19 protein-coding genes are annotated in these 23,918 nt (G+C 61.6%); 8 read left to right on the top strand and 11 right to left on the bottom strand.

From position 1 onward, the window contains the following. Nucleotides 1-44: 44 nt before the first annotated feature. The 4 genes from Tal182_RS19595 to Tal182_RS19610 form a co-directional block, all read right to left on the bottom strand. The gene (locus Tal182_RS19595) at nt 45-593 is read right to left on the bottom strand and encodes a sarcosine oxidase subunit gamma (protein ID WP_085860471.1); all 549 of its coding nucleotides are present in this window, start codon (nt 591-593) and stop codon (nt 45-47) included. Next, nucleotides 586-3,579: a sarcosine oxidase subunit alpha gene (locus Tal182_RS19600; RefSeq protein WP_085860472.1), complete on the bottom strand. Its 2,994-nt coding sequence runs from the start codon at nt 3,577-3,579 to the stop codon at nt 586-588. The genes Tal182_RS19595 and Tal182_RS19600 overlap by 8 nt, the downstream gene beginning before the upstream one ends. Beyond that, a complete protein-coding gene (locus tag Tal182_RS19605; protein ID WP_064804970.1) occupies nt 3,576-3,917 on the bottom strand; it encodes a sarcosine oxidase subunit delta in 342 nt (113 codons plus the stop codon). Before Tal182_RS19605 ends, Tal182_RS19600 begins: the two co-directional genes overlap by 4 nt. A 109-nt stretch (nt 3,918-4,026) precedes the next feature. Beyond that, entirely contained in the window at nt 4,027-5,280 is a 1,254-nt protein-coding gene (locus tag Tal182_RS19610) for a sarcosine oxidase subunit beta family protein (RefSeq protein ID WP_011426818.1), read from the bottom strand. A gap of 291 nt (nt 5,281-5,571) precedes the next feature. On the opposite strand from Tal182_RS19610, the gene Tal182_RS19615 reads away from it, so the two are divergent. After that, on the top strand, nt 5,572-6,591 hold the full coding sequence (locus tag Tal182_RS19615; protein WP_085860473.1) for a FecR domain-containing protein: 1,020 nt from the start codon (nt 5,572-5,574) through the stop codon (nt 6,589-6,591). Nucleotides 6,592-6,596: 5 nt separating this feature from the next. Here the strand turns inward: Tal182_RS19615 and Tal182_RS19620 are convergent, their stop codons facing one another. Next, complete coding sequence (locus tag Tal182_RS19620) at nt 6,597-8,768, bottom strand: adenylate/guanylate cyclase domain-containing protein (RefSeq protein WP_064811766.1); 2,172 nt, start codon at nt 8,766-8,768, stop codon at nt 6,597-6,599. Between the two features lie 332 nt (nt 8,769-9,100). Between Tal182_RS19620 and Tal182_RS19625 the strand changes: the two genes are divergently transcribed. From Tal182_RS19625 to Tal182_RS19645, 5 genes are all read left to right on the top strand, one after another. Then, nucleotides 9,101-10,651, top strand: coding sequence for an adenylate/guanylate cyclase domain-containing protein (locus Tal182_RS19625; RefSeq protein WP_237350483.1), 1,551 nt, complete (start codon nt 9,101-9,103; stop codon nt 10,649-10,651). Nucleotides 10,652-10,807: 156 nt separating this feature from the next. Further along, nucleotides 10,808-11,020, top strand: coding sequence for a 30S ribosomal protein S21 (gene rpsU / locus Tal182_RS19630; RefSeq protein WP_003585885.1), 213 nt, complete (start codon nt 10,808-10,810; stop codon nt 11,018-11,020). Between the two features lie 135 nt (nt 11,021-11,155). Further along, complete coding sequence (locus Tal182_RS19635) at nt 11,156-12,022, top strand: tetratricopeptide repeat protein (protein ID WP_064804978.1); 867 nt, start codon at nt 11,156-11,158, stop codon at nt 12,020-12,022. Nucleotides 12,023-12,447: 425 nt separating this feature from the next. Continuing rightward, the gene (locus Tal182_RS19640) at nt 12,448-14,100 is read left to right on the top strand and encodes a sensor histidine kinase (protein ID WP_085860474.1); all 1,653 of its coding nucleotides are present in this window, start codon (nt 12,448-12,450) and stop codon (nt 14,098-14,100) included. 59 nt (nt 14,101-14,159) lie between these two features. Then, entirely contained in the window at nt 14,160-14,642 is a 483-nt protein-coding gene (locus Tal182_RS19645; protein ID WP_085860475.1) for a DUF992 domain-containing protein, read from the top strand. A 32-nt stretch (nt 14,643-14,674) separates the two neighbouring features. Here the strand turns inward: Tal182_RS19645 and Tal182_RS19650 are convergent, their stop codons facing one another. The 6 genes from Tal182_RS19650 to Tal182_RS19675 all read right to left on the bottom strand — a co-directional run bounded on the left by Tal182_RS19650 (nt 14,675) and on the right by Tal182_RS19675 (nt 21,466). Continuing rightward, nucleotides 14,675-16,069, bottom strand: coding sequence for an NAD(P)(+) transhydrogenase (Re/Si-specific) subunit beta (locus tag Tal182_RS19650; RefSeq protein WP_085860476.1), 1,395 nt, complete (start codon nt 16,067-16,069; stop codon nt 14,675-14,677). 7 nt (nt 16,070-16,076) lie between these two features. Continuing rightward, nucleotides 16,077-16,475: a proton-translocating transhydrogenase family protein gene (locus Tal182_RS19655; RefSeq protein ID WP_003582338.1), complete on the bottom strand. Its 399-nt coding sequence runs from the start codon at nt 16,473-16,475 to the stop codon at nt 16,077-16,079. Next, nucleotides 16,475-17,623, bottom strand: coding sequence for a Re/Si-specific NAD(P)(+) transhydrogenase subunit alpha (locus Tal182_RS19660; RefSeq protein WP_085860477.1), 1,149 nt, complete (start codon nt 17,621-17,623; stop codon nt 16,475-16,477). The genes Tal182_RS19655 and Tal182_RS19660 overlap by 1 nt, the downstream gene beginning before the upstream one ends. Nucleotides 17,624-17,822: 199 nt before the next feature. Then, nucleotides 17,823-18,047: an aa3-type cytochrome c oxidase subunit IV gene (locus tag Tal182_RS19665; protein ID WP_011426827.1), complete on the bottom strand. Its 225-nt coding sequence runs from the start codon at nt 18,045-18,047 to the stop codon at nt 17,823-17,825. 223 nt (nt 18,048-18,270) lie between these two features. Next, nucleotides 18,271-19,023, bottom strand: a complete 753-nt coding sequence (locus tag Tal182_RS19670) for a hypothetical protein (RefSeq protein WP_064811354.1) — start codon at nt 19,021-19,023, stop codon at nt 18,271-18,273. A gap of 139 nt (nt 19,024-19,162) precedes the next feature. Then, a complete protein-coding gene (locus Tal182_RS19675; RefSeq protein WP_064811355.1) occupies nt 19,163-21,466 on the bottom strand; it encodes an EAL domain-containing protein in 2,304 nt (767 codons plus the stop codon). A 327-nt stretch (nt 21,467-21,793) separates the two neighbouring features. Between Tal182_RS19675 and Tal182_RS19680 the strand changes: the two genes are divergently transcribed. Together Tal182_RS19680 and Tal182_RS19685 are read left to right on the top strand one after the other, a co-directional pair. Then, a complete protein-coding gene (locus Tal182_RS19680) occupies nt 21,794-22,333 on the top strand; it encodes a TRAP transporter small permease subunit (protein WP_085860478.1) in 540 nt (179 codons plus the stop codon). 20 nt (nt 22,334-22,353) lie between these two features. Next, nucleotides 22,354-23,844: a TRAP transporter large permease subunit gene (locus Tal182_RS19685; RefSeq protein WP_064811357.1), complete on the top strand. Its 1,491-nt coding sequence runs from the start codon at nt 22,354-22,356 to the stop codon at nt 23,842-23,844. The last annotated feature ends 74 nt before the right edge of the window (nt 23,845-23,918 follow it).

Consider the following 23,918-nt stretch of genomic DNA (forward strand, 5'->3'; position numbering starts at 1 on the left):
GCCTATCCCCTGAACATGTACTTATGCAGTCGCTCAGACCGGTCTCAATGCCCGGCATCTTCCGCCGCCTCGGCCAAGAGGCCGAAGACGTAATCGGAAAACGACCGCCAGCACTCAACCCGGAACGTGTCTTCTTCCGTGCGGAAAAGTATGATCTCCGCCTTGCCGAAGACCGTGCGCGAGGCGGCGCCGACCGGAAAGGACGACAGCGACAGATCCTGCGGGCAGCCGGCCGCAAGCGTGGCCTCCGCACCCGGCCCGGAAACGATGACCGCCACGTTGCGGTGGGAGACGTCTGTCGCGGAATGCGGCGCGCCGGCGCTGGAACATGCCGCCATCAGATCGCCGCCCGCTTCGTCGATCAACAACCACTCGTCCGGCCCGATCCAGAGCGCCGAGCGCGCACCGGCGCGACCGGACGTTTTCGGAGTGGTCGGCACAGACAGGCCGAGAGCCAAAGAAAGTGCTTTGAGCGACCCTGCCGGCGCGCGCAGCGCCACTCGGCTTGCGGGCGGTGCGACGGCCAGGCGCACTGTGGGGGAGCCGCCGAGACGGCCGGCCAGCGCCGGCTTGCGAATTGCGACATCAGCCATGGATGCGGCCTCCTTCCTTGTCAAAGAACACCAGATCCGTCACTTCGACGGCGATCGTCCGGTCCGGCATCGGCACATAAAGCGTCTCGCCCATTCGCGCCCGGCCGCCGGCGACCAGCGCGAAGGCGATCGACCTGCCGCAATTTTCCGACCAATAGGCCGATGTGACGTGGCCGAGCATCGTCATCGGCTTCGGCTCGTTCGGGCTCGCGACCACCTGCGCGCCTTCTTCGAGCACCAGCTTCGGATCCTTGGTGACGAGGCCGACGAGCTGCTTGCGCCCCTCCTTGACGAGGTCCGGCCGCTGCAGCCCGCGAATACCGACGAAGTCCTTCTTCTTCTTCGAAACGGCCCAGGCAACGCCCGCATCGTCAGGGGTCACGGTCCCGTCGGTATCCTGGCCGACGATGATATAGCCCTTCTCGGCGCGAAGAACGTGCATCGTCTCCGTACCGTAGACACAGGCGCCGAGCGGTTCGGCATTGGCCCAGACCGCCTCGAGCACCGACTGGCCGTAATCGGCCGGCACGTTGATTTCGAAACCGATTTCACCGGTGAAGGAAACACGGAAGAGCCGCGCCGGCACGCCGCAGACCGTGCACTCGGCAACGCTCATATGCGGGAAGGCCTCGTTCGAAAGATCGACCCCTTCGACGAGAGGCTCGACGATCGCGCGCGCCTTCGGCCCCTGCACCGCGATGACAGCCCATTGTTCGGTCACCGAGGTCAGCCACACCTTCAGATCCGGGAATTCCGTCTGCAGGTAATCTTCCATGTGATGGAGAACACGCGGCGCTCCGCCTGTCGTCGTCGTCACATGGAAACGGTCCTCCGCCAGGCGGCCGACGACGCCATCGTCATAAACGAAGCCGTCCTCACGCGTCATGATGCCGTAGCGCGCCTTGCCGGGCTTCAGCGTGTCCCAGGCATTGGTGTAGATAAGATTGAGGAATTTCGCCGCATCCGGGCCTACAACCTCGATCTTGCCGAGCGTCGACGCATCGAAGATGCCTGCCGACTCGCGAGCCGTCCGGCACTCGCGCGCAACCGCCTGATGCATGGTCTCGCCCGAGCGCGGATAGAACCAGGCGCGCTTCCAGTTGCCGACATCTTCGAAAACAGCGCCATGGGCTTCTTCCCAGCTGTGCAGCGGCGTCTTGCGCGTCGGATCGAACAGCTTTCCGCGCGAATGGCCGATCAGCGTACCATAGGTCACCGGCGTGTAGGGCGCGCGGAAGGTGGTGAGACCGACCCGCGGGATTTCCTTGCCGAGCATTTCCGCAGCAATCGCCAGGCCATGCATGTTGGAAAGCTTGCCCTGGTCCGAGGCCATGCCATTGGTCGTGAACCGCTTGATATGCTCGATCGAGTGCATGCCTTCGCGCACGGCAAGGCGGATATCCTTGGCGCAGACATCGTGCTGGAAATCGATGAAGGCCTTGGCGTTCGTCTTCGGCCCGGCGCCTTCGGCGGCGCCGATCATCCCGCCCGTCCAGTCATAGGGCTGCTCGGCCGAGATCGTGATTTTCCCGCCGCCGCTCTTGCCGGCGGCCTGCGCCATCAGTTCGCCGGCAGCAAGCGATTCCTCGACCGTCCGCTGCAAGTCGTCGGTGCCGTTGCAGGCGCCGACCGACAGGCAATCCTGCGCATAGGTGCCGGGCAGGAAGCGCTGACTTTCCGCTTCGAAGGCCACCTTGCCGCGCGACTGCGAGAACAGGTGCACGGATGGTGTCCAGCCGGCCGAAACCAGAAGCGCATCGACCGCGATCTTGCGCGCCGAACCGCCGCCGTTGCGTGCCACCGTCATCGATGAGATGCGCAGCCGCCCTGCCGTGTTGACGACCGACTGGCCTGTGAGAACATCGATGCCGAGCGAACGCGCCTCTGCCAGCACCGCCGCTCCCGGCGCCTGCCTGCAATCGACGATTGCGGCGATCGAAACGCCGGCCCGTTTCAGATCGAAAGCCGCCTCATAGGCGGAGTCATGCGCCGTGTAGATGCCGACATTGCTTCCGACGGCAACGCCGTAATGATTGAGATACATCCGCCCCGCCGAAGCCAGCATGATGCCGGGCCGGTCGTTGTTCGGAAATACCATATGCCGCTCGATCGCGCCGTTGGCGAGGATCACCCGCTTGGCCCGGACTTGCCACAGCCGCTCGCGCGGCAGATCGCTCGATGGTTTGGCGATATGATCGGTGACGCGTTCGGCGAGGCCGACGAAATTGTGGTTGTAGTAGCCGAAGGCGGTCGTGCGGATGAGCACCTCGACATTGTCCATTGCCTTCAGCCGCGCCACGGTTTTCTGCGCCCAGGCGTAACCATCCTGCCCGTCGATCCTGACGCCGGCATCGTAGCGCAGCGCACCGCCGGCTTCCGCCTGCTCGTCGCAAAGGATCACCTTCGCTCCGGTCTCGGCCGCGGCCAGCGCCGCCGAAAGCCCGGCAACACCGGCGCCGACCACCAGCACGTCGCAATGGGCGTAGCGGCTGGCATAATGGTCCGGATCCTCCTCCGTCGGCGCGACGCCGAGACCGGCAGCGCGGCGAATGAACGGCTCGTAGACGTGTTTCCAGGCCGCGCGCGGCCACATGAAGGTCTTGTAGTAGAAGCCGGCAGCGAAGAACGGCGACATCAGATTGTTGACCGCACCGACATCGTAGGCCAGCGAGGGCCAGCGGTTCTGCGACTGGACGATCATGCCGTCGAAGATTTCCTGCACCGTGGCGCGCACGTTCGGCTGCTTGCGCGCCTTGTCGCGGGCGACGTCGATCAGCGCGTTCGGCTCTTCGGCCCCTGCCGAGAGGATGCCGCGCGCCCGGTGATATTTGAACGAACGGCCGACGAGATGAATGCCATTGGCGATCAGCGCCGAGGCCACGGTATCGCCTTCGAGCGCCGTATAGCTCTGGCCGTCGAAGCTGAAGCGCGCGGTCTTTGCAGGCGTCAGACGCCCCTTGCCGACGATACGATTTGCGCCGCTCATTGCGCCTCTCCTTCCACGGCTTCATAGGTCTCGACAGGCCCGTGCTGTTCGGCCTCGGCACCGATCCGCGGCTTCGGTTCGCCTGCCTTATAGGTCATGATGAACTTGTCGCTCACCGTATCGCGCGCCGCATTGAAGAAGCGGCCGCAGCCGTGAATATGCCGCCAGCGCTCGAAGATCAGCCCCTTCGGGTTGTCGCGCAGAAAGAAATACTCTTCGAATTCCTCGTCCGAGATCGAGGCGATATCGGCCGGCCGCACGATATGCGCGTCACCCGCGCCGCGGAATTCGAGCTCGGAACGCTCTTCCTGACAATAAGGGCAATGGATCAGCAGCATGTGAGTTTTCCTTCTCCTCCCCTTCTCCCCGGCAGGGAGAAGGTGCCTTCAAGGCGGATGAGGGCGTGAATAACAAAAGAAGCGAGCATCTGAGCGAACACGTTCATCATCAGTGCGCCACCGCCGCAGCCGCCGCTTCATCGATCAGCCGGCCGCTGCGGAAGCGTTCCAGCGTCAGGCCGGCATTGAACTTGTGCGCTTCATCGCGGGCGATCAGATGCGCAAAGAGGTTGGCCGAGCCCGGCGTCGCCTTGAAGCCGCCGGTGCCCCAGCCGCAATTGACGTAAAGCCCCGGAACCGGCGTTTTCGACTGGATCGCCGAACGGTCCGGCGTATTGTCGACGATGCCGCCCCATTGCCGCATCATCTTGACGCGCCGGAACATCGGGAAGAGTTCGCAGATGGCGTCGAGCGTATGCGTGATGATCTGCAACCCGCCGGTCTGGGAATAGGAATTATACTGGTCGGTGCCGGCGCCGATGACGAGCTCGCCCTTGTCGGACTGCGAGATATAGGCATGCACCGTGTTCGACATGACGACGCAGGGGAAGATCGGCTTCAACGGCTCGGAGACCAGCGCCTGCAGCGGGCTCGATTGCAGCGGCACGCGCACATCCGCCATCTTCATGATTGTCGATGTATGGCCCGCGGCCGATACGCCGACCTTTCTGGCGCCGATGAAGCCGCGCGAGGTCTCGACCCCGGTCACCCGTCCGTCCGGACCGCGCCGGATGCCGGTCACTTCGCAGTTCTGAATGATGTGCACGCCTCGATCGGAGGCTGCCCGCGCATATCCCCAGGCCACCGCATCGTGCCGCGCCGTGCCGCCGCGCCGCTGCAGCGCCGCACCGTTGATCGGATAGCGCGCGCTGGCGGAGATGTCGAGCGGCGGACAATAGGCCTTCGCCTGCTCCGGCGTCAGCCATTCATTGTCGATGCCGTAGAGCCGGTTGGCGTGGATGTGTCGCTTGAAGGACTGCTGGTCGTGAATATTGTGCGAGAGCATCATCACGCCGCGCGGCGAATACATCACATTGTAGTTGAGCTCCTGTGAAAGCCCTTCCCAGAGCTTCATCGAGTGCTCGTAAATGTGCATGCTCTCTTCATAGAGATAGTTCGAGCGGATGATGGTGGTATTGCGCCCGGTATTACCGCCGCCGAGCCAACCCTTCTCGATCACCGCCACATTGGTGATGCCGTGCTCCTTGGCAAGGTAATAGGCGGCTCCCAAGCCATGTCCGCCAGCGCCGATGATAACGACGTCGTATTCAGCGCGCGGCTCCGGCGAAGTCCACTGCTTCTCCCAACCTCTGTGGCCGCGAAGGGCCTCCCGCGCCACGGCAAAAACCGAATATTTCCGCATCCGCCTTCTTCTCCTTCGGGCAAGGGCTGTTCTCGCGCCCATACAAATCGCAAATCCAAATGCGGCACAACGGCTCTTTTGCGACGCGCAAGAGCTTTGGTTTTGACACTATGCGACATGATGCCGAAACTGCGCCATTTCCGGAGCCATTCTGCGGATCTCAGCCGACGTCGGAAGATGACGCAAAAGCCGCACGTCGGTCGATCGCCGCCGCGCCCTAGCCCAAGTGGGCGAGAAGACATGCAGTTGCTAAAATGTTAATTCACCCGGTGTTCCCGGGGTACATGTATCATGTGGGGTCGGCGTACATTACTCGCGGCGCTTTGCATCGTGCTTCCCAGCGCGCTGCCGGCGCCCGCCGCAGAACCGGTCGGCCAGGCTGTCGTCATCAGGACGGAGGTGACGGGACAAGGCGGGCCGATTGAGGTCAACACCAGCGTTCACCGCGACGAGCGTATCCGGACATCGCAATCCGGACTCGGCCAATTCCTGTTTCGCGACGGTACCAAGCTGGCGGTCGGCTGGGGCTCTTCGGTCGTCATCGACAAATATGTCTTCGACGATTCACAATCCGTCAAGAAACTCACCATTAAGGCAGCGAAAGGTACCTTTCGCTGGGTCAGCGGCAATTCCCAATCCTCGGCCTACCAGATTCTGACGCCCGCCGGCACAATCGGCGTGCGCGGCACCGCATTCGATTTCTACGTGGGCCAAGACGGCACCACCGCCGTCGTCTTGCTGAACGGTGCGGCCAGCTTCTGCGGCCCGGGCGGCTGCCGCCAGTTGCAGCAGCGCTGCGATTGCGTCGTCGCCAAGCCGAACGGCGATATGTCGCCGGCCCGCCGGGTCGATCCGAGCGTTCTCGATACGCTCGGAAATCCCCGCGCCCTCCCCTTCCTCTCCGGCAACCAGCGGCTTGCAGGCGGCATCGGCATGCTCGGCGGCTGCAATATGGCCTCGGTTGCACCGGAAAGAAAAGACAGATTGCGACCTCCGCCGACAATTGCCCCAGCGCCACAAAGACAGGATCCGCCGCAGAGACAGGCCGAGCCGCAAAAGGAGCGACCGAGCAAGCCCGATAAGCCCCATCATGACCATGACAGGCCCCATCATGACAAGCCGGATAGACCGGACAAACATGATGGCCATGGCCGGCATGACAATGACGGCAAGCCCGGAAATCACGGCGAGGATCATCGCGGACACGACCGCGATCATCATGGACATCGCGATCACAATCATGATCATGATCATGATCACGACAACGATCGCAACCACGACAGGGATCGGAATTTCAATCGCGGGCGCTGAGGCCGTCAGTCTGCAGCGCTCTTTTCGATCCCCTCTGGCACTTCGCGGAAATGATCGGTCCTGCCAGATATGCGCTGGTAGAATTCCGACAAACCGCCGATCACCTGCACTGCCCTGAGCTTTGCCGTACCGATAAGCTTCCGGCTGTTCCTGGAATGCGATTGCAGGGCCTGCATCAGCTGCCGGTGAACGACCTCAAGCGCGGCGAATTCTTGGGATACCGCCACCCGTTCATCGCCGACGACGGCAAGGATCTGTGTCCGGCTGCTCTTCCCCTTGAGCGCAAGGGCGCCCGCTTCGATCAGCGCCATTCCCTGCACTGACCGTGCGGTGCTGTCGGAGATGAGAATATCGAAGCCGACTTCCTTGCAGGACGATTCAATGCGGGCTGCGACGTTGACCGCATCTCCGACTGCCGAATAGTTGAAGCGGGTCTTGGCGCCCATATTGCCGACGCAAGCAACGCCGGTATGGATGCCGATGCCGATGCCGACCTCCTGACCGGGTCCGAAGCCGAAGGCGTCGCTGGCGTTCAGTTCGGCGAGTGTCTCACGCATGGCGAGCGCCGTGCGAACCGCCTTGGTTTCGTGATCCGCAACATCAACCGGCGCATTCCAGAATGCCATGATCGAATCGCCGATAAACTTGTCGAGAGTACCTTCGTTAGCCACGACATGACGGCTCAGCGCGTCGAGCAATGTATTCAGGAAGGCAACGACATCAGTCGGCGCCAGCCGTTCGCTGATCTCGGTGAAGTTCCTGACGTCGACGAACATCACCGTCAGCTCCCGGTCATCTCCACCGAGGCGCAAGGCATCGCGGTTATGCTCGATGCGATGGAGCAGTGACGGAGAAAGATAATGTCCGAAGGCGCGCCGCACCTCGCGCCTTTCCCGGTCGATCACCAGAATGCGGAACGAGGTTGCCGCAAAATGGGTGATCGATCCGCTGATGATCGGAGCCAACGGATCGAGAAGAAGCCCCGCATAGAGGAAGGAGAACCAGGAGGCCACGAGCGCCATTGCGGTAATGAGCAGGCCGCAGACCAATGCGACGGCGGGACTGACGAAGGTTGTCACCACGACGAGTAGGCATCCGAGCACCGCGATCGTGAGGATTTCCAGCCCGTCCGCCCAATCGGGCCGCGACAGGAAACGGCCGGAGAGAATCTGTTCGACGGCCTGCGCATGCATCGAAACGCCGGGAACATTCTCGCCGAGCGCCGTGACACGGATGTCCTGCAGGCCTGCCGCCGAGGTGCCGACGAAGACGATGCTGCCGTCAATGGCGGCAGCGACCTCGGGAGAGGCGCCTCCGGCGGCGAGCACCTTGCGGGCGGAGATATAGCGCTCGGCCCGGTCGGGGCTGACATAGAGCCAGAATTCGCCCGCCGCCGTCAGCGGCACGACGAAATCGCCGATCTTTGCCGATGTCATCACGCCGGCGCGATCGGGCGCCCCGGTCAATACATACGTCGATACACCCTGCGCGACGCGCAGCGCTTCCACCGCGAGATTGGGATAGAGCTGCACGCCGTCGGTCAGGAACAACGGCACCGCCCGCACCACCGGCGAAGGATTGCCGGGATTGAGGCTGATGTGGCCGAGCCCTGCGGCATTGGCTTCCAGTTGCGGCCTGAGCGGCGTCGATGCGGCAAGGTAGGGCGGAGCCGAGACTGGGCTTTCCCCGGTGAAAGCAAAGCCCGCTTTGACAGGCGGCCGGTAACTGCCCTCGTTGGAAAGCCCGAAGCCGAGCACGACGGGTTTGCCGGAGATCGAGCGGGCAAAGATCTCGTCATTGTCGGGAAACTTCTCGGCCAGGGATGGATCAACCCCCGCGACCTCGCGCACCACGTTGCGCGGCGACAGCCGGTCCGGCTCTGAAAAGAGGACATCGAAGGCGATGGCCGCCGCGCCCATGTCAGAAAGCCGGTCCACCAGCAGAGCCAACCGATCCCGTGGCCACGGCCATTGACCGAATTCACGCAACGACGCCTCGTCGATATCGATCACGCGGACCGGCATGGGCTCGAATGTTCTCGGAAGCAGGCGCTGATACTCGTCGAAGGTCACGCCACGGATCAGCTTGAAGATCCCCGGATCGTCTGCCCGCAGCATCGTCAGGGCAGCCACGATCACCAGGCCGATAACGACACCGATTTGCTGCACGCGCGTCATCATCCCAACCGGTGTCCCCCCTGCCAACCGACAGGCTACGCCGCTTTCTATCCGAACGCCATTCGTCCACGCGCTTGCGGCGCTTCTTTTCGCTTTCCAGCCTCCCGCTTCCCGCCGGTCGGCGCAACAGCGCCTTCAAATTCGGCGACGCCGTCAGTTCGGCCACGCTTTTGCTTGGACGACATGGCTTCGATCTTGCCGGGCGCGCGGTGAAATGTTCTTGTAACGGCGCGAAGCGCGAATGCTTTTAGATGGAAGAGTGAGGGGCTCCCGTGATTTCCGAAACCGCCGTGCGCCGCAGCGGCTATTGGCTGATCGTCGTCGTGCTGGCGATGCTTGCAGGACTGCCGCTTGCCGTCTGGCTCGACATCAGCGATCTCTCCGGAAATACCCTCAGACGCCAAGCACGCGATATGAGCTCGCTGATATCGAGCATCCGCTCCTATTATTCCGCCAATGTCGTCGGACGCGTTCTGGCCGCGCACGCCAGCGGCGCGACCGCAGGCACGGTCGTCTCTCACAACTACACCAATATCCCAGGCGCCATCCCACTGCCGGCAACACTTTCGCTGGAACTCGGCGACGTCATCAAGGAGCAGCAGGCCAACATCACATACCGCTTCGTCTCCGATCTGCCGTTCAAAAGCCGCGCTTCCCACGAGCTCGACGATTTCGAGAAACGAGCGCTTGCCGCGTTGCGCGCCAATCCGCAGCAGACGTTGAGCGACCTCAACCGCGTCGGATTGACCGATACCTTGCGGTTCATCACGCCCGTCGTCATGGGCCAGGCCTGCGTTGCCTGTCACAACAGCCACCCGGAAAGTCCGAAGACCGATTGGAAGGTCGGCGATGTGCGCGGCATTCAGGAAGTGGTCATCAAGCAGCCCTACGCAAGCAACGTCTTCGCCTTCAAATATCTGCTCTGCTATTTTCTTTTTGTCGCTATCATCGGCCTCAGCTTCATTCTGCTGCAGCGCCAGCAGGCCCGCGCGATCCACGGCGCCAATCGCGATCTCGAAGCGGCGAACGAATTTCTGGCGAGCGTTTCCCTGAAGATTTCGCGTTATCTCTCGCCGCAGATCTACAAAAGCATCTTCAGCGGACAGAAAGACGTCGTCGTCCATACCGAACGCAAGCGCCTGACGATTTTCTTCTCCGACATCAAGGATTTCACCGCGACCACCGAGCGGCTGCAGCCGGAAGCGTTGACGGAAATGCTCAACGAATATCTGACCGAAATGTCGAACATTGCCCTCGCCCATGGCGGCACAGTGGACAAGTTCATCGGCGATGCCATGCTGGTCTTCTTCGGCGACCCGGAGACGAAGGGTCCGGAGGAAGATGCGAAAGCCTGCCTGCGAATGGCCGTCGACATGCAGCGCCGCCTCGGGGAGCTCAAAGACAGATGGCGCAGAAACGGCACCGAGGAGCCTTTCGTCGTGCGCATGGGAATTAACAGCGGTTATTGCAACGTCGGCAATTTCGGCAGCAGCGATCGCATGGACTATACGATCATCGGCGCGGAGGCCAATCTCGCGGCCAGGCTGCAGTCGATCGCCCAGGGCGGAGAAATCGTCATCAGCTACGAAACCTATGCGCTGGTGAACGAGATCGTCGACGCTCACCCTTTGCCGCCGATCACCATGAAGGGCATCCAGCGCGAGGTCGTGCCCTATGCCGTCGATGGACTGACGCTCGGCGCCGACCACAAGAGCCGGGTTCTGAGCGAACATCTCTCGGGTCTCGACCTGCATCTGGATATGAGCCGGCTGGAGCCTGCCGATCGACTCCGGGTCAGAACGGCGCTCAAGGAGGCAATCGCCGCCCTGGACGACGCCCTGCCGGAAGCGGCTCGCTTGAGACAGGATGCCGGGCAGATGTGATTTTTCCAGCTGCCTCCGATATCCATCTGGACTTCCCCTACTCGATCTGCTATCCCGCATCACCAATCGCAAGGCCGCGGCCGCGCGAACGTTATATTTTTGCCCCTGGCGCTGCGCTGCCTCAGGCATCAACCAAACCAAAGGAACGTGATTCTCGTGCAGGTACTTGTCCGCGATAACAATGTCGATCAGGCTCTCCGCGCTCTCAAGAAGAAGATGCAGCGCGAAGGCATTTTCCGCGAAATGAAGATGCGCGACTACTACGAGAAGCCGTCGCAGAAGCGTGCTCGCGAAAAGGCCGAGGCTGTTCGCCGCGTTCGCAAGCTGGCCCGCAAGCGCGCCCAGCGCGAAGGTCTGGTCGCACGCTAAGCGTTGCCGTCGTTTTTTCGACGTTTTCAGATGCATTGTGGCGGGGGCGATGGGTTCGCCGCCGCCTTTTTAGTTTGCCGCTGAAGATCAGCATATCCCAGTGTTGGATATGCCGCATGGGGAAAGCGAGCCCGAATGGCTGATACCACCTTCAATCCGTCCCGCGCCTGGCGCTTTCAGAAAACCGCATTCCTGCCGGCTTTGACGCTGGCGGCCATGGTCGGTCTCGCCGGCTGCGAGACGACCAATACGACGGATGCCGTAATCCGCATCGACAAGGCGCAGGGCTCGGAAGAAAACATCGCGTCGCTGACGGCTGTTATCAACGCCAATCCGAGGGATCCCGAAGGGTATAATGTCCGCGGTTCCGCCTACGGCCGTGGCGGCCAGTTCCGCCAGGCGCTGAACGATTTCAACACGGCATTGCAGATCAATCCGCGCTTCTTCCAGGCCTACGCCAATCGCGCGCTCGTCTATCGCAACATGGGCCAGCAGCAACAGGCGATTGCCGACTACAATGCCGCCCTGCAGATCAATCCGAGCTACGACGTCGCCTATATCGGCCGCGGCAATGTCTATCGCATGGCCGGCCAGGACGATGCAGCTTTCAATGATTTCAGCAAGGCGATCCAGCTCGGCACGACCGATGGCCGCGCCTATCACAATCGTGGCCTGATCTACCAGAAGCGCAATCAGCAAGACAAGGCCATCGATGATTTCTCGAAGGCCATCTCGCTCGCGCCGAATTCGCCCGAGCCCTATAATGGCCGCGGCATCTCCTACATCGCGCTGAATGACGACGACAACGCGTTTGCCGATTTCAATCACGCAATCGATCTCAACGGCAACATCGCCGAATCCTGGGCCAACCAGGCTCTTGTCTACGAACGCCGCGGCGACAAGGCCAAGGCTGCCCGCTCCTATCGCCATGCGGTCGGGCTTGACCCGAAATACCAGCCGGCCCGTGATGGTCTCGCCCGAGTCGGCGCTCCAGCCGGCTAAGGATGTGAATTGGGGCGGCCGGAACATCGGATGCCCCAGAATCTTGGCATTGCAAGAAAATCTCCGGCAAACCGCTTAATCGATGACCGGCCGGTGCGCGCGCAGCAACGGACAGCGGGAGCGTGCCGTCATGAAGGCGGCCGCATCACTTTGAAAAGAGGGGCGGAAAACCCGCTGCGGTCTTCGATGGCATGTCATACGATGTTGCAACCTGCTTTTGCTCCCCCTAACATGCGGCTGCTTCGATAGCCCGCTATCGGGGTGTGCGAAAACATGGTGAGGGCGGTTTGCGAGAGATGCGGATCTTTGCTTTCCTGACCGCAGACGAAAACTGTTGCGGACAGCGCGCACAGCAGCGCCGCGCGTCTTTCAGGACGCACAAAGGACGCGGCAATACCGGGACTTGTAGCGGCGGCGCGCAATAAATGAAGATCGTCGCACTGTTTTTTCCCAAAGCCTCGATCGGCACCTATCTGGTCGCCATGGCGGTGGCGATCGCGCTGCCGATCTTCGCCTTCGTGGCGCTGCTTCTGCTGCAGCTGGAGGACAACCAGCGCTCGACGCTGAAGCGCGAGACGGCGCAGGACGCGCTTGCCCTTTCGCGCATCATCGATCGCCAGCTTCAGGACATGGCGACAACGTTGCGGCTGCTGTCGAGCTCCCCGGAGCTCGAAAACGGCGACCTCGCCTCCTTCCACGAACGCACAGAAACGGCTCTGCGGAACAATGCGTTCTATGTCCTCGCCGTCGACCGCAATGGTCAGCAACTGCTGAACACGCGCCGGCCCTTCGGCACTCCGCTCGGAAAGACGGCAAACATCGCCGCCCTCGATGCCGCAATGAAATCCGGCCAAATCGAGGCGTCCGATGTTTTTCGCGGCAGAACCAGCGGCGAGTGGGTCTACAACGTCACTTTGCCAAGAGAGGGCGATCCTGTCGCCGCCCTCATCATCACCCAGGACGCCAGGGATCTCGGCCGGCTGGTGACGACCCAGGGTCTTGCCCCCGGTTGGTCGGCCGCCGTTCTCGACCAAAGCGGCCACGTGGTCGTTGCCGCAGGTCCCGCCGCCCTCAAGCCCGGCACCCCCTTCGATCCGCGCATCCTGCCGGCGCTTGGTTTTTCCCGAGGGGTCTTCGAAGATAAGTCGATCCTGCCGCACATGCTTCTCGGTTATGCACAAATTCCCGGCTGGTCTTGGAAGACGGTGATCTGGGGGCCGGTGGCGCAGGCTTCGATTCTCAGCACCTGGCGTTTCCTCATCATCGGCGGCGTCGCGCTCGTGCTCGTCGCGGTGCTGGCCGCCTATGCCGTCGCTAGACAGGTCCGCACCACCATCCGCGAGATCGCCGACATGGCGAACCGCATGGGCCAGGGCCATATCGTCTCACCCGTTGAAACGAGCGTCATCGAGGCGAACCAGGTGGCGATCGCTCTTTCGAATGCCTCATTCGATCGCAGCCAGACCGAAGACCGGTTGCGCTTCGTCATGCATGAACTCGTCCACCGCACCAAGAACCTTCTCACGCTTGCTCAGGCCATGATGCGCCAGCTCGCCAAACAGGCCGACAGCGTCGAAACCTTTCAAGCCGCCGTCGCCGACCGCCTTGAGGGCCTGGTGCGTTCGATCGAGCTTCTGACCAGCGAGCAATGGGGAGGCGTGTCGCTCCGGCGGGTCGTTGACATCCATCTGCAGGCCTTCCCGCAATCGCGCGAACAGATCGAAATCACCGGCGATGATTTCGTCCTGAAGCCGGATGCAGTGCAGAATCTCGGCCTTGCCCTGCATGAGCTCGCCACCAATTCTGTGAAATATGGTGCGCTCTCCGTCCCGCAGGGCCGCGTCCGCTTCGACTGGCACGATGTCAGGGACGAAGACAAGGCGGATGCCCTGCTCCGCTTCACCTGGGAAGAGCGCGGCGGCCCGCCGGTCACAGAGCCCTCGCGCTCTGGCTTCGGCACGACCGTCATCAAGGCGCATGCCGCTTCCGCCTTCCGAGGCACGGTTCAGGTCGATTTCCGGCCCGAAGGCCTGTTATGGGTGCTGATAGCCCAGCGCGCCGCGCTGGAGCGGGAATAACCCAGGAACAATCGCCACCGCAACCCGTTTCGAACAGGTCGTTTCCAAGGAGAAGGACCATGTTCAAGCAAACGATGATCGCCGCCGCGGCACTGGTTGCCGCTGCCTTGGCAAGCCCGGCGAGTGCGGAAAGTTATGTGACGCTTGGCCGTCTGGTCTGCGGATCGGATGGCGGTCAGGGCCTGATCGTCACCTCGCAGAAGAACCTCATCTGCACCTATACGCCGGCATCCGGCGGCGGCAAGGCCGTCTATGCCGGAAAAATCGAGAAGTTCGGCCTCGACATCGGCCAGACGGGCAAGAGCGTGATGATCTGGCAGGTCCTGGCAAAGACCGGCACCGATATGCCGCAATTCGCCCTTGCCGGCGAATATTACGGTGTCGGCGCCGATGCGAGCATCGGTGCGGGCGCCGGCGCCAAAGTGATCGCCGGCGGCACCAATAAGGCTTTCATGCTGCAGCCGCTGAATGTCCAGGCGCAGGAAGGGCTGAACCTGGCGATCGGCGTCGAGAAGATGACGCTGGCGCCGGGCGAGATATGAGAAAAGCCGCCCAAAAAGGGCGGCTCATCGGCTCAATGCGCGATCGCCTTATTAATGTCTTCGGTCATTTTCTTGGCGTCCCCGAGCAGCATCATCGTGCCGTCCTTGTAGAACAGCGTGTTGTCGATGCCGGCATAACCCGAACCAAGCGAGCGCTTGACGAACAGGCAGGTCTTCGCCCGGTCGACATCGAGGATCGGCATGCCGTAGATCGGCGAGGTCTTGTCGTCGCGCGCCGCCGGATTGGTGACGTCATTGGCGCCGATGACATAGGCGACATCGGCCTGGGCGAACTCCGAATTGATGTCTTCGAGCTCGAAGACCTCGTCATAGGGAACATTGGCTTCGGCCAGCAGCACATTCATATGGCCGGGCATGCGGCCTGCGACCGGGTGGATCGCATATTTCACCTCGACGCCGTTCTTCTTCAGATTGTCGGCAAGTTCACGCAGCGCATGCTGGGCCTGGGCGACCGCCATGCCATAACCCGGCACGATGATGACCTTCGAGGCATTCGCCATCAAATAGGCCGCATCCTCGGCGGAGCCGAGCTTGACCGTCTTGTCTGATGTGTCCGGCCCGCCGGATGCAGTCTCGCCGCCGAAACCGCCGAGAATGACCGAGACGAAGGACCGGTTCATGCCCTTGCACATGATGTAGGAGAGGATGGCGCCGGAGGAGCCGACGAGCGCGCCGGTGATGATCAGCGCCAGATTGCCGAGGGTGAAGCCGATGCCGGCCGCAGCCCAGCCGGAATAGGAGTTCAGCATGGAGACAACGACGGGCATGTCGGCGCCGCCGATCGGCACGATCAGCAGGACACCGAGCGCCAGCGACAGCGCCACGACGGCCCAGAAGTCGAAATGGCTTTCGCTAGCGGCAAGGCCGATGATGAAGAGCACGATCAGCGCCAGCAGGGTTGCATTGATCAAATGCCGGTAGGGCAGCAGGATCGGCTTGCCGGACATGCGCCCGTCGAGCTTCAGGAAGGCGATGATCGAGCCGGTGAAGGTGAGCGCCCCGATCGCGACGCCCAGCGCCATTTCGATGCGCGCCTCGGTGTGGATATGGCCGATCTCGCCGATGCCGAAGGAGGCGGGCGTATAGAGCGCGGAGGCGGCCACCAGCACGGCGGCGAGGCCGACCAGTGAGTGGAAACCGGCGACGAGCTGCGGCATCGAGGTCATGGCGATGGTGCGAGCGACATAGGCGCCGACGCTGCCGCCGATGGCAAGGCCGAGGATGATCAGCACGAAGCCGCCGAAGTTCGGGGTCGCCAACACCAGCGTCGTCAGGATGGCGATCCCCATGCCGATCATGCCGTAGAGATTGCCCTTGCGGCTGGTGGCCGGATGCGACAGGCCGCGCAGCGCCAGGATGAAGAGCACGCCGGAAACGAGGTAGAGGAAAGCTGCGATATTGGTCATCGATCCCTCACCGGTCCTTCTTGCGGTACATCGAAAGCATGCGCTGAGTGACCAGGAAGCCGCCGAAGATGTTGACCGAGACCAGCACCAGGGCAACGAAGCCGAAGCCGGTCGCAAGCCCGCTCGTGGAGATGCCGACCGCCAGAAGCGCGCCGACGACGATGACCGAGGAGATCGCGTTGGTCACCGCCATCAGCGGCGTATGCAGCGCCGGTGTCACTGACCAGACGACGTAATAGCCGACGAAAATCGACAAGACGAAGATCGCCAGCTGGAAGACGAAGGGATCGATCGCCCCGCCCGTTGCCGCACTTGCCGCTTCGGGGGCATGCGCGGCTGCGGTGGCGACGGCCGTCACGGCGTCGTTCAACTGCTGCAGCGCTCTGTCCATTGCTTCACTGGCCATCACATGTCTCCCTTCTTCGCGCCGCCGAAGGCGGGATGCACCACGTCGCCGGCATAGGTCAGCATCGTTGCCTTGACGAGCTCGTCATCGAGGTTGACGACGACAGCCTTCGTTTCCTTGTTGACCATCGTCTCGAGGAAGGTGACGAGGTTCTTGGCGTAAAGCGCCGAGGCGCTGGCCGCGACCCGGCCAGGCATATTGGCGAAGCCGATCACGCTGACGCCTTCGACATCCGCGATCTCGCCGGTAACGACGCCCTCGATATTGCCGCCGCGCTCGACCGCGAGGTCGACGGCGACCGCACCCGGCTTCATCGAGGAAAGCATGGCGCGCGAAACGAGCCGCGGCGCCGGCCGGCCGGGAATAAGAGCGGTGGTGATGACGATATCCTGCTTGGCTATGTGTTCGGCGACGAGCGCCGCCTGCTTCGCCTGATAATCGGCCGACATTTCCTTGGCATAACCGCCGGCCGTTTCCGCCGCCTTGAACTCCTCGTCCTCGACGGCGATGAACTTGGCGCCGAGCGAGGCAACCTGCTCCTTGGCGGCCGGGCGAACGTCGGTGGCCGAGACCGCAGCACCGAGGCGCCGCGCCGTGGCGATCGCCTGCAGACCGGCGACGCCGGCACCCATAACGAAGACCTTGGCAGCCGGCACGGTGCCTGCCGCCGTCATCATCATCGGCATGGCGCGGTCATAGACCGCGGCCGCCTCGATGACGGCCTGGTAGCCAGCGAGATTGGCCTGAGAGGAGAGCACGTCCATCGACTGGGCGCGGGTGATGCGCGGCATCAGCTCCATGGCGAAAGCCGAAAGCCCGGCACTCGCGAGTGCGGCAATCGCCTCGTCATTGCCGTAGGGGTCCATGATCGCGATGACAACAGCGCCGCTCTTATAGCCCGCGATTTCCGATGGGCTCGGGCGGCGCACCTTGAGCACCACGTCGGCGGAGGCTGCATCGGCAAAACTGCCGATCCTGGCGCCTACGGCCTCGAACTCAGCGTCCGGAATGCGCGAAGCCGCACCGGCGCCCGCCTCGACGATGACGTCGAAGCCGAAGCCCTTCATCTTCTTCACGGTCTCGGCGGAGGCCGCGACACGCGCCTCCCCGTCCGTGACTTCCTTTGCAACGAAAACAATATTGCCCAACTGCCCCCTCCTCCGGGTCAGCCAGACCGCCGCAGGCTCGCCTGCGCAGGCCAAGCATCTAATTCAGAAGGCTTCGGAGAAGCCTCCCCTTAGAGCGCCTGCGTCCCCCCGGACGCACAAAGACGCTCCAACTCCCTGAATAGACACATCGTGTTTGCCGAAAATCGATTGCGATTTTCAGGGCCGATGCGCCAGCCGATCAGCGGAACAGGAAGATGCCGGCGGCGAGAAGAACGATGAAGACGAAGAGGCCACCGAGAAGGCCGGCGCCGCCGAAGAAACCGGCGGTCATCGCGAGCAGGAGAACAACGAGAAGCATCGTGCCGTATTTCGTGCCGGCAATGAACATGTTGTAGGTCTGCTCATGTTCCTTGTAATCCATCGGCGCGCCGGTCTCGACCGGTCCGGTATGATGTTCGGCCATAAATATCGTCTCCCTGAAATGCTTTTGCGCTGCCTGATTCCCTCTTAGGCCGAGGGAAGTCCCTGCCTGCAGGAATTACACAATGACAGGCGAAAGCGCAATGCATGAGAATGCCGCAGCCGCGGTTCCAAACCACCTTCTTCCGCAAGGAAAAACGTGAGGGCGCCGGCTGCGGATTTTGTCACCGCTGCATAACCTCTCCTCATTCGCAGAGCAGGAGAAATTACAGCGGCAGGTCGGTGCCGAGTTCACCTTGCGGCACGAAGCGCGCCGTCGGGATGATGGTAAGCGGCGGCAGCGTATCGTGGGGAGTGCGCGAAAACATCATGCGCTGTTCGCTGGCGCTGGAGATGAAGAAGGGATAGCGCGTCAACAGCTTGCGCCCGACCTCCACCACATTCGTCGCCATCAGCGTCACATCAACCCCGTAACTCTCCGCCAGTCGGCCGGGCACGATGGTATCGGCATAGAAGACCCGCTTGTAGAAGGCGGCATGCGGGGGCCGGACGGACTGAATGACGCGGTCAGCCCGAAAATACGCTGCCGCGACGATGGCGGGTCTCAGCGTCAGATAGGGAACCCATGGCATGTTGGCGGTGAGCTCCGGATCGGCCGCGAAACGCGCCGGGTCGATCAAGGTCAGCCCGGCGTCCAAAAGCTCATCCATCGCCTCGGGAAAGGCCTCTCCGGACCGGCTGATACGATGCTCCGGCGTCACATAATGAATTCGGATCGTACTGACCAGTTCGCCATAATAGTAGAGACCGAAGATATAGGCATGGCTGTCGAAATCGACATCGTCCAATAGGCCTTCCGGGGCAAGCGACAGCGCGCCGTGGGCCTTGTAGGCCTTGTAGCGCAGCCGCTCCACCTCCTCCATGTCTTCGCTGCTTTCGACACGGCGATATTCGACATGATCCAGAATTTCCAAAATTTTCGTACTGAAATCACTACGCGTGAACAGTGTGTCTGACATATTTTGATCCACTCGTTAACGGATCATTAATCATACAGCAGCGAAATTTAGGCAAGGAAATCCGGTAATTCGGACCGTTTATAAACTATTAAGGTTAACGGCGGGGGCGTCACGAGGAAAATCGGCGGCTGCCGAGTGCTCAGGCGACCTTGTTGCGGCGACGTTGGACGGCGCGGCGGCCGACGCCCTGTTGCAGGAGCGGGATGTTCTGGGAAGGCACCGGCTGCGAGAAAACATAGCCCTGCACCAGATCGGTGCTGCGGTGCTTGTTGAGCAGAGCGAGCTGCTCCTCGGTCTCGACCCCCTCGATGACGATCTTGAGGCCGAGCTCGCGCGCAAGATTGACCGTGCCGCGCAAGAGCTTGAGGCGACGGGTATCCTCGACGATATTACGCACGAAGGAACGGTCGATCTTGACGATATCGAGCGGCAGCGTGTCGAGGTAGCTGAGGCTGGAGAAGCCGGTGCCGAAATCGTCGATCGCGATGGTGATGCCGCGGGCTCTGAGTTCCGCCAGGATGGCGCGCACAGCCTGCGGCTCGTCGATGAGGCAGCTTTCGGTGACTTCGAGATGCAGCCGCGCCGCGTCGAGCCCGGAATGGGCAAGCGCGTCGGCGACCACCGACAGAATGTCGGCATCGCGCAAATCTCGCGCCGAGAGGTTGACTGAGACGGCGATGTGCTCCGGCCAGGTCATGCATTCGCTGCAGGCCTTGAACAGCACGAAACGGGTGATGTCGGAGATGATGCCCATATCCTCGGCGAGCCGAATGAAGACATCAGGCGGAATCGAGCCCTTCTCCGGATGCACCCAACGCGCCAACGCCTCGGCGCATTCGATGCGCGAGCCGTCGGCTCGGAACATTGGCTGGAAGACGAGATGCAGCGCCTGGGCAGAGACCGCCTCGCGAAGGTCTGCTTTCAGCTTCTGCTGCTCGATATAGCGCCCGTCCATCTCACGCTCGAAGCCTGATATGCCGCCCCTGAAGCGCGACTTGCTCTCGAACAGCGCAAGATCCGCCTTGACGCTCCATTCGTCCATCGCGAAAGCGGAACTTTCGAGAATGGCGTAACCAGCACTGAGCGAAATGAGGAAGGTCAGCTCATCGACCTCATAATGGCCTTGGATCGCAGCGTGCACGCGGCGGATCTCGAGGTCGAGTGAGGCCGGCTCCTTCGCATGCGGGAAGAACAGGATGAACTGGTCGCCCATCAGCCGGCCGAGGATGGCGTTGCCACAGACCTGTTTGATGCGCGCGGCGATGGCGCAAAGCAGATGGTCGCCGGTGACGTGACCGCGCATGTCGTTGACATGTTTGAACTCATCGATATCGAGCACCATAAAGCCGAGTGGCCCCGATTTCCTCGAATGTTTGGCGAGATACTCCTGCACCAGCTGGCCGAAATATTCGCGGTTCGGCAGGCCGGTCAGCGCATCGAAGCGGACCATGTGCATGATCTTCTGCTCGGCCTTCACACGGCTGGATACGTCTTCGAAGATCAGCACCGCGCCACCGTCGGCCCTGCGGCTGGCGGAGAATTCGAGCGACAGGCTCTCGGGAAAATGAACGAGCGTGCGCGACAGGTTGCCTTCGGCCACCTGGGTGAGCTGGCGCAGGATGAGCTCCGGCTGTGAGGCGTCCATGAAGCTGTAGCGCGCGCCATAGCGCAGCACGGCGCCAAGATCGCGATCCTTCAGCCGCTCCGGCGCACCGATTTTCAGCAGTTCGCAGGCCTTGCGGTTGACAACCTGGATGCGGTTTTCGGCATCGACCATGACAAGGCCATGCGGCATGTTGTTGAGCGCCGTGTCGAAACGGTCGGCGATGATGGTGATTTCCCGGCGCGCGATAACATTCTCATACAGGAATTCGCGCACGCCGTTCGCCATCGCCCGCGTCGTCAGCCAGAAGGGGATGAGAAAGATCGACAGGACGCCGCGATAGAAATCCAGCGCCAGCAGGCTGCAGACGATCATCGGCAGGCAGCAGAAGAACGTCTGGAGGTCGACTGCGAAGCGAGAGCCGTAGTTGCGCCCGACAACGGAAACCATGGTCGCCATGGTGACGGAAATGCAGGCAAGCTCCGCAAAGGAATCATGCACGACGAAGATGGCGTAGCCGCTGGCGAAGCCGAGAAGAGCGGTGGTGCAGGATCCAGCGGCAACGAGAACCCGCTCCCAACGCTCAATTCCGGCGCGCGACAGGCTTTGCTTGTCGACACGATCGAACTGCCGGAAGATGGCCATGCGAGCGCTGAAGACCAGAAGGAAGGCGACCGACAGCAGGATGTAGATGGAGTACTGCGTCTTGGCAGCCACCGCAAGGCATGTCGCGACATGGACGATCACGCCGACGAGAAGCGTCATGCGGTTCCCGGAAAGGGAGCTCACAAACGACAAATACACATCAATAGGGACCCTGTTCGGGTTATCTGGCTTCATCCACACTTTCCCTGTGCGCGGGGATTCTAAGCCCAACCCTTTAAAAATTGATTTCAATCGAATCAAACATTTGGTCAAATTTTCTAAAACCAGCGGATGAACACCACAGCTTACGCGAGATAATGCATCCTACTGGCGAGATTCAGAAAATAATTTATCCACGCTTGGGTTGTTAAAACATTGGCAGACCATAGAGGCTGCCTGTTGCGACTTAGACTATGCTCCAACGCGAGGCATTTATCCTTCCAATTTCAAAAGCCGTGGTCTACACCGATTCCAAAGAGGGAAAGCTGCCGAAAAACGGCAGGACAAAAATAAGGGAAACGAATGTCGAGACTTCTGGCGGCAAGCCGGCTGATTGATTCGGTCAGTCGGATCATGGGCGAACTTTCCGAATATATGATCCTGTTCTGCTGTCTCATCAGCGCCGGTAATGCCATCGTCCGCTACACCTTCAACTACAGTTCGAACGGTTGGCTTGAGATCCAGTGGTACCTCTTCGCCTTCGTCGTCATGCTCGGCGCCTCGCATGCGCTGCGCAACAATGAGCACGTTCGTGTCGACCTGATTTATGGCGCAGTGTCCGAGAAGGCGAAGATCTGGATCGACATCGTCGGCCTCATCCTGTTCCTCATCCCCGTCTGCGTCTTTCTGACCTGGCTCTGCTGGCCCTTCTTCGCGCTATCCTTCCGGCAGGGGGAAATATCGGGCAATGCCGGTGGGCTGATCCGCTGGCCCGTCAAGCTGATCCTCGTCGCCGGCTTCGCACTGCTTTCCCTTCAGGGCGTTTCCGAGCTGATCAAACGGATCGCAGCGCTGACCGGCCAAATCAGCATCGACACCAAATACGAAAAGCCGCTGCAGTAGCGCGCCTGGGGGGAACGGTTTTGTTTGATTTCGGCATCATTCCGCCGGCCATGTTCCTGGGCATGGTCATTTTCATGCTCTACGGCTTTCCGGTCGCATTTTCGCTTGCCGCCGTCGGTATGTTCTTCGGCATCATCGGCATCGTTACCGGCCATTTCAGCGAAGCCTTTCTGCAAGCGCTGCCGCTGCGCTTTTTCGGCATCGTCTCCAACGACCTCTTGCTCGCCATTCCCTTCTTCACCTTCATGGGAGCGATATTAGAACGCTGCGGCCTCGCCGAGGATCTGCTCGAAGGCACCGGCAAGCTCTTCGGCGGCATTCCCGGCGGCCTCGCCTATGCCGTCATCCTCGTCGGCGCCGTGCTCGGCGCCATCACCGGCACGGTAGCCGCCTCCGTCATCACCATGGGGGTGATCTCGCTGCCGATCATGCTGCGCTACGGCTACAGCCCGCGCCTTGCCACCGGCGTCATCGCCGCTTCCGGCACCATAACCCAGGTGATCCCACCCTCGCTCGTGCTCGTCGTTCTCGCCGACCAGCTGGGCAGATCGGTCGGCGACATGTATCTCGGCGCCATCGGCCCCTCGATCCTGCAGGTGACGATTTTCGTGCTCTTCATCCTGGTGATGTCGATCATCCAGCCGAAATCGATGCCGCCGCTGCCGAAAGAGGTGCGCGGCGATTTCAACTGGGCGCTTTTGGCGAAAGTGCTGATGGGCATGGTGCCCTCGATCGTGCTGATCTTCCTCGTGCTCGGTACGATTTTTATGGGCCTTGCCACGCCAACGGAAGCCGGCGCGCTCGGCGTCGTCGGCGCCATGGCGCTGGCAGCCATGAACCGCCGTCTCACCTGGCCGCTGATCCGCGAAGCAATGACATCGACCACCCATATTACGTCAATGGTGGTGATGATCCTGATCGGCTCCACCTGTTTCAGCCTCGTCTTCCAGGGCATGGATGGTTCGCGCTGGATCGAGCACATGCTGTCGGGCATTCCCGGCGGCCCGGTCGGTTTCCTGATCTTCGTCAACATCTTCATCTTCGTGCTTGCCTTCTTCCTCGATTTTTTCGAGATCGCTTTCATCGTCATTCCGATGCTCGCCCCCGTTGCCTCCAGCCTTGGGATCGACCTGATCTGGTTCGGCGTCCTGATCTGCGTCAACATGCAGACCAGCTTCATGCATCCGCCCTTCGGCTTTGCGCTGTTCTACCTCCGCTCGATCGCCAGCAAGGACGTCAAGACCTCGGATATCTATATGGGCGCCCTGCCCTGGGTCGGCATGCAGATCATCCTGGTTGCGATCGTGATCTTCTGGCCGCAATCGGTCACCTACTGGCTGGACCATGGCCCGAAGGTCGATCCGAACTCGATCAAGATCGAAGTGCCCGGCTTCGGCGGCCAGCTCGGCCTGCCGCCGGTGGGCGGCGGCAACGGCTCGCCGCAGATACCGGGCCTCACCCTGCCGCCGCTGAACGGCCTTCCCGGAGCAACACCGGCGCCTGGCAAATAGCCAAACAAAAAAACCCCGGATCAACGATCCGGGGTTTTTGCTTGCATTCGCCTAAAGCGTCGATGCCGGTCGCG

Origin of the sequence: Rhizobium sp. TAL182 (assembly GCF_002117725.1) — a bacterium.
In the GTDB taxonomy this organism is placed as follows: Bacteria; Pseudomonadota; Alphaproteobacteria; order Rhizobiales; family Rhizobiaceae; genus Rhizobium; species Rhizobium esperanzae.

Coding starts and splice junctions, on each gene's coding strand:
- Tal182_RS19595 (WP_085860471.1), bottom strand. CDS start 593: ATGGCTGATGTCGCAATTCGCAAGCCGGCGCTGGCCGGCCGTCTCGGC.
- Tal182_RS19600 (WP_085860472.1), bottom strand. CDS start 3,579: ATGAGCGGCGCAAATCGTATCGTCGGCAAGGGGCGTCTGACGCCTGCA.
- Tal182_RS19605 (WP_064804970.1), bottom strand. CDS start 3,917: ATGCTGCTGATCCATTGCCCTTATTGTCAGGAAGAGCGTTCCGAGCTC.
- Tal182_RS19610 (WP_011426818.1), bottom strand. CDS start 5,280: ATGCGGAAATATTCGGTTTTTGCCGTGGCGCGGGAGGCCCTTCGCGGC.
- Tal182_RS19615 (WP_085860473.1), top strand. CDS start 5,572: ATGTGGGGTCGGCGTACATTACTCGCGGCGCTTTGCATCGTGCTTCCC.
- Tal182_RS19620 (WP_064811766.1), bottom strand. CDS start 8,768: ATGACGCGCGTGCAGCAAATCGGTGTCGTTATCGGCCTGGTGATCGTG.
- Tal182_RS19625 (WP_237350483.1), top strand. CDS start 9,101: ATGCTTGCAGGACTGCCGCTTGCCGTCTGGCTCGACATCAGCGATCTC.
- Tal182_RS19635 (WP_064804978.1), top strand. CDS start 11,156: ATGGCTGATACCACCTTCAATCCGTCCCGCGCCTGGCGCTTTCAGAAA.
- Tal182_RS19640 (WP_085860474.1), top strand. CDS start 12,448: ATGAAGATCGTCGCACTGTTTTTTCCCAAAGCCTCGATCGGCACCTAT.
- Tal182_RS19645 (WP_085860475.1), top strand. CDS start 14,160: ATGTTCAAGCAAACGATGATCGCCGCCGCGGCACTGGTTGCCGCTGCC.
- Tal182_RS19650 (WP_085860476.1), bottom strand. CDS start 16,069: ATGACCAATATCGCAGCTTTCCTCTACCTCGTTTCCGGCGTGCTCTTC.
- Tal182_RS19655 (WP_003582338.1), bottom strand. CDS start 16,475: ATGGCCAGTGAAGCAATGGACAGAGCGCTGCAGCAGTTGAACGACGCC.
- Tal182_RS19665 (WP_011426827.1), bottom strand. CDS start 18,047: ATGGCCGAACATCATACCGGACCGGTCGAGACCGGCGCGCCGATGGAT.
- Tal182_RS19670 (WP_064811354.1), bottom strand. CDS start 19,023: ATGTCAGACACACTGTTCACGCGTAGTGATTTCAGTACGAAAATTTTG.
- Tal182_RS19675 (WP_064811355.1), bottom strand. CDS start 21,466: ATGAAGCCAGATAACCCGAACAGGGTCCCTATTGATGTGTATTTGTCG.
- Tal182_RS19680 (WP_085860478.1), top strand. CDS start 21,794: ATGTCGAGACTTCTGGCGGCAAGCCGGCTGATTGATTCGGTCAGTCGG.